This is a genomic window from Brucella thiophenivorans (genome assembly GCF_002252445.1).
GTDB lineage: Bacteria > Pseudomonadota > Alphaproteobacteria > Rhizobiales > Rhizobiaceae > Brucella > Brucella thiophenivorans.
Genome location: NZ_NNRJ01000051.1, coordinates 113,219 through 125,035, shown reverse-complemented (window position 1 = coordinate 125,035; position 11,817 = coordinate 113,219). Strand labels below are relative to the sequence as shown.

Genomic DNA, 11,817 nt, shown 5'->3' with positions numbered 1-11,817 from the left:
CGCAAAAAACTGTTTCCAAAGCCAAGATATAAAGTTATCAGACAACCAGACAATATCTCGGGAGGACTATCCGTGCAAGACAAGCAAATTCTGAAATCATCAACCATCCTGCCTGAAGACAGCGCTTCAGCCGTGCTCATCGGTCGGGTGTGGTCAAAGGCTGAAAATGGTCCTTGCCCCGTTCTTGTTGCCAATGGTCATGTGCATGATCTCTCGAGTCTTTCCGCAACCGTGTCCGGCTTGCTGGAACGTAGCGCACTGGTCGATGAACTCCAAGACATCAGCTGCTTTGCCGATCTTGGCACCCTTGATGACTATCTTTCCGGTGAAAAAGGCGAATTGCTGGCACCAATCGATTTGCAATCGATCAAAGCCGCAGGTGTGACCTTCGCCGACAGCATGCTTGAACGCGTGATTGAAGAACAGGCAAAAGGAGATCCGACACGCGCACGCGAAGTCCGCGAGCGTCTTGCACCTGTGATTGGCGACAGCTTGCGCGGAGTTGCCGCCGGTTCCGAGAAGGCCGCACAGGTCAAGGCACTGCTTCAGGAAATGGGCCTCTGGTCACAATATCTCGAAGTCGGCATTGGTCCTGACGCGGAAATCTTCACCAAATCGCAGCCAATGTCTGCGGTTGGCTGTGGTGCCACCGTTGGCATCCTTCCGATCTCGCAATGGAATAATCCTGAACCGGAAGTGGTTCTGGCGGTGGCTTCCGATGGACGCATCGTCGGCGCAACGCTTGGTAATGACGTCAATCTGCGTGATGTGGAAGGTCGCTCGGCACTCCTTCTCGGCAAAGCCAAGGACAACAATGCATCCTGTGCAATTGGACCGTTCATTCGTCTTTTCGATGGCAATTTCACGATGGACGTACTTCGCAAGCTCAAGCTTTCGTTGAAAGTAAACGGCACTGATGGCTTTGAAATGACCGGCGAAAGTCCAATGGAAGCGATCAGCCGCGACCCGGAAAATCTTGCCGGACAAATGTTGAACCGCAATCATCAATATCCAGATGGTGCTGTTCTTTTCCTTGGAACCATGTTTGCACCTGTCAAAGATCGTCGTGGCGCTGGTCAGGGCTTCACGCACGAAATCGGCGACAAGGTGGAGATTTCCACACCTAAGCTCGGACGTCTGGTCAATTGGGTCGACCGTACCGATAATTGCGACGAATGGACATTTGGCATTCGCGCCCTGATCCACAACCTTCAGAAGCGCAATCTGCTTGATAAGATTTAAGACATTAAAGGCCGCATATCAGCTCTGATATGCGGCCTTTGAATTAGCTTAGAGGAATGGCATTTCCGTCTTTTGATGACTGGTATTGGCCAGACATTTGGTCATATTTTGCGCGAATGGCATCAAGCCGCTTTTCAAACCGTGAACGATCCGGCTCCGGCAATGAAGCCACCATTTTGGGGATCGAATGGCTGTGCCAGAAGCTGTTATCGCGATTATAGCCGCCCGGCTCCAGTGTGAAGACTTCCTTGAGAATTTTCAGATCGTGGGGGATCGAAAAAGCGTCGCGTGAATCTTCGTGACTGAATAAGTAATAGAAATTATCGAAGCCGCTCCACGTAATAGCCGAAAGGCACATTGAGCATGGTTCATGCGTTGACAGAAAAACCATATTTTTCGTGTCAGGACGCCCCTGCTCCGGCATTTCATAAAAGCGTTTGAGTGTATGAACTTCACCGTGCCAGAGCGGATTCTCAGTTTCATTGTTGGTTTCAGCCAGTACAAGCGACAAATCGGACTTGCGCAAAAGTGCTGCGCCAAAGACCTTATTACCCTCAGCAACCCCCTGTTCAGTCAGGGGAATGATGTCTTGCTCGATCACATCAAACAGCTTTTCGAGCAGTTTCAATTCATCAGGCTTCATGATTTAAGCTCCCAAGTAACGCACAAAGAAAAACGCCGGGGAGTTGCCCCGGCGTTTGTTGTTATTCTGGGAAGAATGCGAAGCGGATCACAAACAATGCCGCTACGATCCATGTCGCCAGATGCACCTCGCGAGCTTTACCGGTGACTGCTTTGAGCACGACATAGCTGATGAAGCCAAAAGCAAGACCATTGGCAATCGAGTAGGTGAACGGAATAGACAATGCGGTCAGAGCGGCAGGTGCCGCTTCCGTGATTTCATCCCACTTGATTTCCGACAATTCGCGCATCATCAGGCACGCAACGTAAACAAGCGCTGGTGCTGTTGCATAGGCAGGCACCGAACCTGCCAGCGGCGAAATGAAGAGTGCGGCAAGGAACAGCACAGCAACAACGAGTGCTGTCAAACCTGTGCGGCCACCAGCCTGAACGCCGGATGCGCTTTCCACATAAGCGGTCGTCGAAGACGTGCCGAGCAGTGAACCGCCAAGGATTGCAGTGCTGTCTGCAAACAAAGCCTTGCCAAGACGGTTTGGCTTACCGGGTTCAATCAGGCCACCGCGCTTTGCAACGCCAATCAGCGTGCCGGTCGCGTCAAAGACTTCAACGAGCACAAAGACCAGGATCACATGTAGAATGCCGGTGTGCAGTGCGCCCATAATATCGAGCTGCATGAATGTTGGCATCAGGCTTGGAGGTGTATCGAAAACGCCATTAAACTGCGTGATGCCCAGCGAAATCGATGCGATTGTGACAACAAGGATACCGATCAGGATCGCGCCGCGAATCTTGAGAGCATCAAGAGCAGCGATGATGAAAAAGCCTGCAATCGCCAGAAGCGGACCGGCTTCATGTAAATTGCCAAGACCAACCAATGTCGCTGGATTATCAACAACAACCCCTGCATTCTTGAGACCGATCAGCGCCAAAAACATGCCGATACCGGCTGCAATCGCGCTGCGCAATGATTGTGGAATGCCCTCAACCAGCCAGCGGCGAATACCCGTGACGGTCAAAATCAGAAAGATCACGCCGGAGATAAAGACTGCGCCGAGCGCCTGCTGCCATGAAAAACCCATAGCGCCAACAACTGTGAAGGCGAAGAAGGCATTCAGGCCCATACCCGGAGCCATGCCGATTGGCCAATTGGCAACGAGTGCCATGACAATCGAACCCAATGCTGCCGCAAGACAGGTTGCAACGAAAACCGCGTTGCGATCCATGCCCGTGGTGGACAGAATATCAGGATTGACGAAGATAATGTAAGACATGGTCAGGAAGGTCGTCAAACCGGCGATAACTTCTGTTCTCACCGATGTGCCGTGTTCCTGCAATTTGAACAGCTTTTCCAGCATGATCCCTCCAGGGCAAAAGCTCGCTTTACAAGGCACCAACGAATGGCCGAACGCGGATGGTTGCGCTCAGCTGATTTTTATCGGTGCAATCTATTGCGATTGCCGTATTTGTTAGCCGCAGCCGCCTATTAGCGAGCGGATTTGTTCCCCATACACCCAAAGCGATCAAAAACACAGTTCTGCCGCAAGAATGCCTGTTTATTAACGTGATTTAGTTTGGACCGAGTTTGAGGTCTGCGCCAGCCATCAATTGGGGCTTAAATTTTTGAAAGAGCTTCAAAAATGGTAGCCATCAAAGTAATAGCTACCAAGATTATGACGCTGTTTATAAAGCGGTTTTTAACAAAATTGCAGTGCCATACATCCCAAGCGCAAAAAATGTATGTGCGACCAGATTAAGAATTCTAACGGTGCGCGCATTTGGCAGTCGCGATGCCGCCCAACCGATTCCCAATCCCGGCTGTAGCAAAAACCAGCCCGCTGCAACGGTCAGAATACCGAATATCCATGCGGGAAGAAAAGCCGGATTCGCAAACCATTCTGCACCACCATAAAGCGCAAAAATGACACCATAGAGAATACCTACCGCGTAATGTCCGATCCAACCCAGGGCAACTTCATGAACATAGGGTTTGGATGCAGCAATATCGTCGTGAAATATCTGCCCGCCGCGCAAATGCCAGAACCAGCGGCCAACAAGTCCCCAATTTGGACGCGACTGACCGGGAAAACGCGCAAGCACGAGAGCCCAAATGTCCATGACAATGGTCGCACCAATGCCGATTATAATTCCGCTAAGGATGAGATTAAACATGAGAAGGCCTTGGATCGCGATTTACTAATTAACTTGCCAAGCTCTACGTGGAAAATCATATAGCCTTAGGAGCGAAACCGAATGTGAAGTAAACTCCATTGAGATTTCGCGACGACAAGATGGGCCACTTTCACCATATTCTTACAGCATGCAATGGGTTTTAGCGCCAAATTTGTCGAATATCCTTTGCGCAGGAAAATTTTCAATTCGACTGTTCTTATTCATCAAAAGCAAAATTTAACTTGCGCCGCTTGTAAGTTAAACAGCAAAACACGACCGAACAACACCGGGCAGCCACATAAATTTGTGACTGCCCGGTGAACTAGAATTTAGATTTAGGTTAGAGAAACTTTCTCGCAATACATTCCAATTACTATAATGTCTTATAGAGTGGGACAGTATACAATTACGGAATGAAACCCTGTCTTAGTTTTTCGGTGACGAAGTATGATGCCGTGGCATCGTTGCATCAAAAAGGCAAATTTCATCACCAGCCCCCACACAGACAGGTTACAAGAGTGCGCTCCGCAAACAAGCGGCAGACGTCTCAATTTATTGGGGGTTTTGTCTCAAAATGATAAAATGCTGGCAGTAGCGCATCAGCTTAATCAAAATGCTTTAACAGTAAAAACTACAATAAACTATTCTTAAAACAAAAGCGCCGGGACTGGAGCACCGACGCTTTGTTACATTACTTCAGTTTCACTTAACGGGCGATCAATTATGAGCCGCGCCATCCGTGATTACTTACCGAAAACTGCGGTCTGGATCTGCGAACGCGATACACCGATGTCGGCAAGAAGATGGTCGTCCATTGCACCGAGTTCACGCATTGCACGACGACGGGATACATACTGCTGGAATTTCTGACGAATGTTCATTTTCTATCTCCTCTTTGGATGCCTCATAAATAGTCTTTTGCACAAAATTCCACCACGGATATGATTGCAAATGAGGCATGCATTTTCGGTGGGGCTCGCCTTCTTGAAAATGCCGCTATCGCCTACGCTATAGTGGACAGAGCGCGGGTGATTTTTAAAGATTCTAACTAAATTCCCTTTTGCCAAATGAGCTGTAATCGACTAATCCGATCTGCGGAGGAGACCACCCTGGCCTATTTTGGAATTCACAATGCTTTATGGTATTTTCCTCGCATTCGCTTCCTATGCTGCATTTGCTATAAGCGACGCCTGCGTCAAGTTTTTGGATGGCACGCTATCCCCTTATGAAATCGCCTTCTTTGGAGCAGTTCTGGGAATACTTGCGATTCCTTTTACCAAAAAGCCTGATGACCAATGGCTCGACATGTTCAGGACAACCAATCTCAAGCTTTGGCTGTTACGCACGCTGACTGCTGCAATGGGCGTGATTGGCAGCGTTGTCGCCTTCACCCATCTTTCCATGGCAGAAGCATTTGCGCTTATCTTTCTTCTGCCCGCTTTCGTTACAATACTTTCGGTTATATTTCTTAAAGAGCAAGTTGGCTGGCGCCGATGGTCAGCTGTGGTGATTGGTTTCATTGGTGTTCTGGTTGTTCTTCGTCCCGGTTTCCGTGAATTATCAATCGGTCATCTTGGCGCGCTTGGCGGTGGTCTCGGTGGCGCATTCAGCATCATAATTTTCCGCGCCATGGGCAAAAAGGAAAAGCGCATTTCGCTCTACACTGCCGGCCTGATCGGACCAATTCTGATTTGCGGGGCACTGATGGTTCCAAGCTATCAAACACCGTCAGCTACTCAATGGACCTATCTTGCAGGTTATGGGCTTCTTGCAGCACTTGCCAATATTTTGCTTATGCTTGCAGCACAACGTGCACCCGCAAGTGCAATTGCGTCGCCGCAATATAGTCAGATGCTCTGGGCCATTTTGTTCGGCTATTTCGTCTTTCACGATCACATTGATTTGCCAATGCTTATCGGCATTGTTCTGATCACCATCTCTGGCCTGTTTACCTTCGTGCGTGAACGTCAGCGCGGCGTTGAAGGTCCGGCAGCTGTTGCAACATCGGACCCCTCGCCGGCTTTGGCCGAAGAGAAATAACTGTCCACGCGTCCCAGATAGCTGATAATGGTCAGTTAGAATCCATTGCAGAAATTACATAGCGGTTGCTGTCCGAATGCTTGAACATACGCCTTTGTTTATGACAGTTGCCATCATTGCGGCATTTCTCGTAGGATTATCGAAAGGCGGATTGCCGTCAGTTGGAACATTATCGGTACCACTAATGGCGTTGGTCATCTCGCCAGTAACCGCCGCAGCACTCCTCTTGCCGATTTATGTCGTCAGCGACATGTTTGGCCTTTATCTTTACCGCCACCATTTTTCAGCGCGTAATCTCGCCATCCTTACCCCCGCAGCCATTCTCGGCATTGGTTTGGGCTGGCTGTTCAGCTCACATCTTTCAAGCACTTTCATCGGCATGCTTGTTGGATTGGTGGGCTTGTTCTTCTGTTTCAACGTCTGGGTGGGCGCAAAATATCGGCGTCAAGCGCGCAAAGCCGATATTCCGGGCGGCGCTTTTTGGGGTATTCTGACCGGCCTCACCAGCTTTGTCTCGCATTCTGGCGCGCCGCCATTTCAGATGTATGTGCTTCCACAACATCTCGAAAAGCTGGTTTTCGCAGGCACGTCGACCATCCTTTTTGCAATCGTCAATGCGGTTAAGCTGATCCCATACTGGCAGTTGCAGCAGTTCGCCAATCTCGATTGGTCGCTGGGACTGTGGCTGTTGCCAGCAGCAATCATAGGCACATTTATCGGCGCAAAGCTCACACGCATCATGCCGGATGGCCCATTTTTCCTGCTGGTACAAATCACGCTTTTCGGCCTGTCAATAAAATTGATTGCCGATTGGGTTTTGCCATTCTTCTCCATTTAGAGCACAATAGGGAACCAGACCTATCGCACCGCGTTCGGTAAATAACAAAGCGGATAACGGAGGCAAATCGTGGTCGAACTTGTCAATAATATTGAAAATATCGAATTCATCATCGCCAAGGCGCGCGAATATGATGTTCAGGTGCCTGCGGTTGACGAAAATTCAGGCTCTAATGCATCGGACGATGGCGACGTCGACATCCTTGACGCCTCAACTGGCAATCCAACCCGCAAAGAACTTATTGCAGCTATTAGATCGCTGAATGAAGACGAACGTATTGAATTGCTGGCACTGGTTTGGGTCGGTCGTGGCGATTTCAGCGCAGAGGAATGGGACGATGCTCTTTCCACCGCAGCAGATCGTCACAACGGACGCGAAGCCAAATATCTGCTCGGCATACCACTCTTAGGCGATTACATCGAAGAGGGTCTGGAAACGCTTGGCATCGAATTTGAAGCCTACGCTGATGAATAAGAAAAATTGATGCTCCCATTACCTCTTCTGTTTTGACGCCATCATTGATGGGGAGTAGTCTCCGCGCAAATCAGGGAATGGGCGGCATATAGACCCTTAAATAGCATTTATGGAGGACTTCATCATGCTTCAGAAGAATCTGGATCAGAATACGGATTTTTACATTAACGGCGTCTGGCAGGCACCGCTGGAAGCAAAGACAATTGAGGTCATCAATCCAGCAACGGAGAAGCCTTATGCGGTGATTTCTTCGGGTTCGGCAGCCGACATTGATTTGGCTGTTGCGGCTGCACGCAAAGCCTTCCTATCGTGGAGCGAAACGCCCGCAGAAGAACGTATTGGTTATCTCCGCCGCATCGTTGAAATCTACGAACGCCGGCTTGAAGAAATGGCACAGGCAATTTCAAAGGAAATGGGCGCTCCTATCAAGCTTGCGCGCGAATCTCAGGCTGCCGCTGGTCTGTCACATACCAAGGCATTCATTGCCGCTTTCGAAAACTTCGAGTTCGAAGAAATTCTTTCGCCCAAGCATCCCAATCAGGCCATCGTGCATGAACCGATTGGCGTATGTGGTTTGATCACGCCTTGGAACTGGCCGATGAACCAGATTTCGCTGAAGGTTATTCCAGCTCTTGCCGTGGGCTGCACAGTTATACTCAAACCGTCTGAAATCGCGCCTATGTCGGCTATGCTTTTTGCGGAGTTTGTCGATGAAGCCGGCCTGCCAAAGGGCGTATTCAACCTCGTCAATGGCGAAGGCCCGGTCGTGGGCGAAGCAATGTCACAACATCCGAACATCGATATGATGTCCTTCACTGGCTCAACGCGCGCAGGCACTGCCGTTTCTCGCGCCGCCGCTGCAACCGTCAAGCGTGTGTCACTGGAACTGGGCGGCAAATCGCCGAATATCGTATTTGCGGACAGCGATCTCGAAAAGGCGATTGAGCGTGGCGTCAACCACTGCTTTGAAAACACCGGCCAATCCTGCAATGCGCCAACGCGAATGCTGGTTGAGCGCTCCGTTTATGAAAAAGCTGTCGAATTTGCGAAACAAGCAGCCGTGAATACGAAGGTTGATGATCCTGCAAAGGATGGCGACCATATCGGCCCGCTTTCCTCCTCGATCCAGTTTGAGAAAGTTCAGGCTATGATCCAGAAGGGCATTGATGAAGGTGCGCGTCTGGTTGCTGGCGGCACAGGTCGCCCGGACGGAATTTCGGAAGGCGACTTCGTTAAGCCGACAATTTTTGCTGATGTAAACAACGACATGAGTATCGCGCGCGAAGAGATCTTCGGCCCGGTTCTGGCGATGATCCCTTTCGACACCGAAGAAGAAGCCATCGCAGTTGCCAATGATACGCCTTATGGCCTTGCAGCCTATATTCAGACTGGCAATGCTGATCGTGCAAAACGCGTTGCGCGTAAGCTCCGCGCTGGCATGGTTCAGATCAATGGCACGTCGCGCGTGGCTGGAAGCCCGTTTGGCGGCTACAAACAATCCGGCAATGGCCGCGAAGGCGGGAAATGGGGTCTGGAAGACTTCATGGAAGTGAAGCTGATCAGCGGCTGACATACACCAACATAATAAGAGAAAAGCGCCGGAAAACCGGCGCTTTTTATCTGCGATTTTTGCCAGCTATAATAAACGGCGCAAAGGGCAGATAATATATAAGTACCCCCGAACCTGTTCCTTGACGAACTACAAATAGCATTCAACCGTCAAGGAACAGGTTTATTAGGCCGTAGACTCATAACGATCTGATCCAAATTCTTGCTGCTGCCAATTTGACGGCGGCGAGAAAGTTCATCGGGTCTTTATCGTAACGGGTGGCGATGCCTCTGAACTGTTTGAGTTTGCTAAAGAAGCGCTCAACGAGATTGCGTTGTCTGTAAACCCACTGGCTGAAAGGGTAGCTTCCCTTCCGATTGCTCTTGGCCGGAATATTGGCCCATGCCTGCCGTTGCTTTGCAAATGCTCGTATAGCGTTGGTATCGTAGGCCTTGTCCGCCAGCAGGATCGAACCCTTGGAGAGTGTCTGTAACAATGGTTCCGCCATTCGGCCATCATGGGCTTGGCCGGCGGTGAGTGCGAGACAGATCGGTCGACCATCGGCATCGACAACTGCATGGATTTTGGTGGTCAGGCCGCCACGGGAACGTCCCATGCAGCCATCGTCTTGATCCCCCTTTTTCCCGTCGCCGCATGTTGATGAACACGGATACAGGAGCTGTCGATCATGACGATATCGCCATCGAAAGCTTTAGAAATCTCGCCCAGAACATGATCCCAGACACCGGCCTTTCGCCATCGCACAAACCGGTTGTAGCATGTGGTATACGGACCATATCGATCCGGAACCTCTGCCCAAGGCGAGCCTGTCCGAAACCGCCACAAGATGCCGTTGATCACCCGACGGTCGTCAACGCGGGGTACGCCGCGCGGCTTATTCGGCAACAATGGTTGAATAACATTCCACTCGATATCGGTGAGATCAAACCGGCGACGGGTCATGAGAAGCCTCCAAATCAAGGCTTCAGTGAATCAAAATCAGACCAATTTGAAAACCCAGTTTATGAGTGTGCGACCTAGGTAAAATCAGACCCGATGTTACTGCAATGCAGAACAGCGGCAAAAGCCGCTGCAGTATCCTGATAAACTCCCCCATGACACAAGCTCAATGTGATGGGCGCGAAATCACATTCGCTTTGAGCTGTTTGAACTCATCTTCATCAATAGCCCCAGAAGCACGAAGTGAGGCGATTTTTTCAAGCTGATCGAGTGGTGCAGCAGCAGTGGCATTCGATGGCGCAATGCCGTGCTGGTTTGACGTCAGTTTCGCAGTGGCATTGTCAGCAAAATTACTGCCAAAGCGGTTTGCGAGTGGTGTTGATGGCGAGCACATGAAAACCAGCAGCGCAATTTGACCGATGAGTGGCACGAACCCTGCCAAGATCCACCAGCCCGACCGATCGGTGTCGTGCAAGCGCCTGACAGTGATTGCAATGGCTGGCAGTAAATGCGCCAAGTAAACAATCGCCGTGAAAAGCCCTGCAGGCTCATTGCGCGTTGTGTCGCCAACCGTTTGGTCGATGACCATAGCCACCACGAGCATAATGAAAAACGCTTGGCTGAAAAACCAGTATTGCGAACGGCTGGCGCGCCCTGAAAACACGGCATAGTTGCGCATTGCATCGGTATAGTATAGTGTATGAAATCCCCCTAATGACACCCAAATGTGAGAAACGGCACGCCCTTTGTTTTGCGAACTGCAAAGGGGTGCCGTTAGCTCAAGCATAGCAAATATTAAATAGGAGATCAACAGTCCGTCGATTAACAGGCCGTCAATATGATTGCTGCGTGATCATGGATGTTAAAAAAATCATTGGCTGGAACTTGCGATATATTCGCTCTGAACGTGGCCTTTCGCAGGAGCGATTGGCGCTCGAAGCTCAAATCGATCGATCATATGTCGGTCGAGTTGAGCGCGGCATGGAAAATGTTACCGTTTCAACGCTCGAGGCGATGGCAACAGCGCTAAATGTGCCTGTATCAGCACTCTTCGTAGAGCCACAACCGGACGCAGAAAAGCCAAAGGGGCTTAAAGCAGGCAGAAAGCCAAAGCAGACCTAAAAGCCTCAGCTGTTGAAGCGGCCTTCGAAAAAAGATTTGCCAGTCAGGGAAAACATCAAAATTGATATAAAGTAAATACGACTTATATTATTGTCTTTTTTTGGAATGTGTCATCATGATTGAGCAAATAATATTAATTATAATCTATTGAGGCGCAGCTCCGGTCCTGCCCCCGCTACCGTGGTTTTTTAATATTTAATGTTTACTCTCTAATTTAGTACAACCTTGATATATAATTCAGTTAACTTTGTTTCAAAATATCTAAATTATTGAAATATCCGAAAATATTATCATCGCATTCTTTTATTATAAAATTTAGGCGCTACGATGAAGTGTAATTTCATCTCGAAAAACTGAAAGAAGATGAAAATAATTATTGCTCTGGTTAACCGTACAAACTGCACGAATTTACCACGCTTTTACATATCCCCGGCTGAACATATGGCAAAAGTCAGCTTTTGCCATATGTGCGCCCGCACTCCTCAGGATGCGGTTTCCGATAGTAACTTTCCTAAGGTTTGCGCAATACCTCCAGTCAGGGGAACTAAACTCATCTGCGAATGCGCACATGATTGAGGTTGTAATTACCTTAAATCAAGTTGTTACAGCCAAAACAAGATATCTTACAACGGATCTATCACGCCCTCCAAAAAATGAATTAGCAAACATATATTAAAAGTTAAGCCTCCAAACGGATCTCATCAACACAGCGAAAGAAGACAATCAATTAAAGAGAATCTATTGACCGCTTGACAGGATCACCAAAAGTTTGTTGTATGCT

Annotated in this window: 12 protein-coding genes; 6 read left to right on the top strand and 6 right to left on the bottom strand. The window is 49.3% G+C overall.

Features of this window, described 5'->3' with window-relative positions; all coding sequences use genetic code 11:
- The first annotated feature begins 54 nt into the window (after window positions 1-54).
- Window positions 55-1,242, top strand: coding sequence for a fumarylacetoacetate hydrolase family protein (locus tag CEV31_RS14640; RefSeq protein ID WP_210190937.1), 1,188 nt, complete (start codon window positions 55-57; stop codon window positions 1,240-1,242).
- A gap of 43 nt (window positions 1,243-1,285) precedes the next feature.
- Here CEV31_RS14640 and CEV31_RS14635 read toward each other — a convergent pair whose 3' ends face one another.
- The 4 genes from CEV31_RS14635 to CEV31_RS14620 form a co-directional block, all read right to left on the bottom strand.
- A complete protein-coding gene (locus tag CEV31_RS14635) occupies window positions 1,286-1,885 on the bottom strand; it encodes a deaminase (protein ID WP_094507817.1) in 600 nt (199 codons plus the stop codon).
- A 61-nt stretch (window positions 1,886-1,946) separates the two neighbouring features.
- Complete coding sequence (locus CEV31_RS14630; protein ID WP_094507815.1) at window positions 1,947-3,239, bottom strand: NCS2 family permease; 1,293 nt, start codon at window positions 3,237-3,239, stop codon at window positions 1,947-1,949.
- A gap of 325 nt (window positions 3,240-3,564) precedes the next feature.
- Window positions 3,565-4,053, bottom strand: coding sequence for a DUF2938 domain-containing protein (locus tag CEV31_RS14625; protein ID WP_094507813.1), 489 nt, complete (start codon window positions 4,051-4,053; stop codon window positions 3,565-3,567).
- A 743-nt stretch (window positions 4,054-4,796) separates the two neighbouring features.
- Window positions 4,797-4,934 (bottom strand): DUF1127 domain-containing protein, encoded by a 138-nt coding sequence (locus CEV31_RS14620; protein WP_094507810.1) that lies wholly within the window; start codon window positions 4,932-4,934, stop codon window positions 4,797-4,799.
- Window positions 4,935-5,184: 250 nt separating this feature from the next.
- Between CEV31_RS14620 and CEV31_RS14615 the strand changes: the two genes are divergently transcribed.
- From CEV31_RS14615 to CEV31_RS14600, 4 genes are all read left to right on the top strand, one after another.
- Window positions 5,185-6,093, top strand: a complete 909-nt coding sequence (locus CEV31_RS14615) for a DMT family transporter (RefSeq protein ID WP_094507808.1) — start codon at window positions 5,185-5,187, stop codon at window positions 6,091-6,093.
- Between the two features lie 76 nt (window positions 6,094-6,169).
- Window positions 6,170-6,931, top strand: a complete 762-nt coding sequence (locus CEV31_RS14610) for a sulfite exporter TauE/SafE family protein (RefSeq protein ID WP_094507806.1) — start codon at window positions 6,170-6,172, stop codon at window positions 6,929-6,931.
- A 69-nt stretch (window positions 6,932-7,000) separates the two neighbouring features.
- Window positions 7,001-7,405 carry a DUF3775 domain-containing protein gene (locus CEV31_RS14605; RefSeq protein WP_094507804.1) on the top strand — a complete coding sequence of 135 codons (405 nt, stop codon included), beginning with the start codon at window positions 7,001-7,003 and terminating at the stop codon, window positions 7,403-7,405.
- 124 nt (window positions 7,406-7,529) lie between these two features.
- The gene (locus tag CEV31_RS14600) at window positions 7,530-8,975 is read left to right on the top strand and encodes an aldehyde dehydrogenase family protein (RefSeq protein WP_094508539.1); all 1,446 of its coding nucleotides are present in this window, start codon (window positions 7,530-7,532) and stop codon (window positions 8,973-8,975) included.
- Window positions 8,976-9,153: 178 nt separating this feature from the next.
- Here CEV31_RS14600 and CEV31_RS14595 read toward each other — a convergent pair.
- Window positions 9,154-9,917 (bottom strand): IS5 family transposase gene (locus CEV31_RS14595; RefSeq protein ID WP_094507802.1). Its coding sequence is split into 2 segments (ribosomal slippage): window positions 9,154-9,602 and window positions 9,602-9,917, totalling 765 coding nucleotides; the frame shifts between segments, so codons are not numbered across the junction.
- A 163-nt stretch (window positions 9,918-10,080) separates the two neighbouring features.
- On the bottom strand, window positions 10,081-10,593 hold the full coding sequence (locus tag CEV31_RS14590; protein WP_094507800.1) for a DUF805 domain-containing protein: 513 nt from the start codon (window positions 10,591-10,593) through the stop codon (window positions 10,081-10,083).
- A gap of 176 nt (window positions 10,594-10,769) precedes the next feature.
- Here CEV31_RS14590 and CEV31_RS14585 point away from each other — a divergent pair, with 176 nt between their 5' ends.
- Window positions 10,770-11,036, top strand: a complete 267-nt coding sequence (locus CEV31_RS14585) for a helix-turn-helix domain-containing protein (protein WP_094507798.1) — start codon at window positions 10,770-10,772, stop codon at window positions 11,034-11,036.
- Window positions 11,037-11,817: the final 781 nt, after the last annotated feature.

Coding starts and splice junctions, on each gene's coding strand:
- CEV31_RS14635 (WP_094507817.1), bottom strand. CDS start 1,885: ATGAAGCCTGATGAATTGAAACTGCTCGAAAAGCTGTTTGATGTGATC.
- CEV31_RS14630 (WP_094507815.1), bottom strand. CDS start 3,239: ATGCTGGAAAAGCTGTTCAAATTGCAGGAACACGGCACATCGGTGAGA.
- CEV31_RS14625 (WP_094507813.1), bottom strand. CDS start 4,053: ATGTTTAATCTCATCCTTAGCGGAATTATAATCGGCATTGGTGCGACC.
- CEV31_RS14620 (WP_094507810.1), bottom strand. CDS start 4,934: ATGAACATTCGTCAGAAATTCCAGCAGTATGTATCCCGTCGTCGTGCA.
- CEV31_RS14615 (WP_094507808.1), top strand. CDS start 5,185: ATGCTTTATGGTATTTTCCTCGCATTCGCTTCCTATGCTGCATTTGCT.
- CEV31_RS14610 (WP_094507806.1), top strand. CDS start 6,170: ATGCTTGAACATACGCCTTTGTTTATGACAGTTGCCATCATTGCGGCA.
- CEV31_RS14600 (WP_094508539.1), top strand. CDS start 7,530: ATGCTTCAGAAGAATCTGGATCAGAATACGGATTTTTACATTAACGGC.
- CEV31_RS14590 (WP_094507800.1), bottom strand. CDS start 10,593: ATGCGCAACTATGCCGTGTTTTCAGGGCGCGCCAGCCGTTCGCAATAC.
- CEV31_RS14585 (WP_094507798.1), top strand. CDS start 10,770: ATGGATGTTAAAAAAATCATTGGCTGGAACTTGCGATATATTCGCTCT.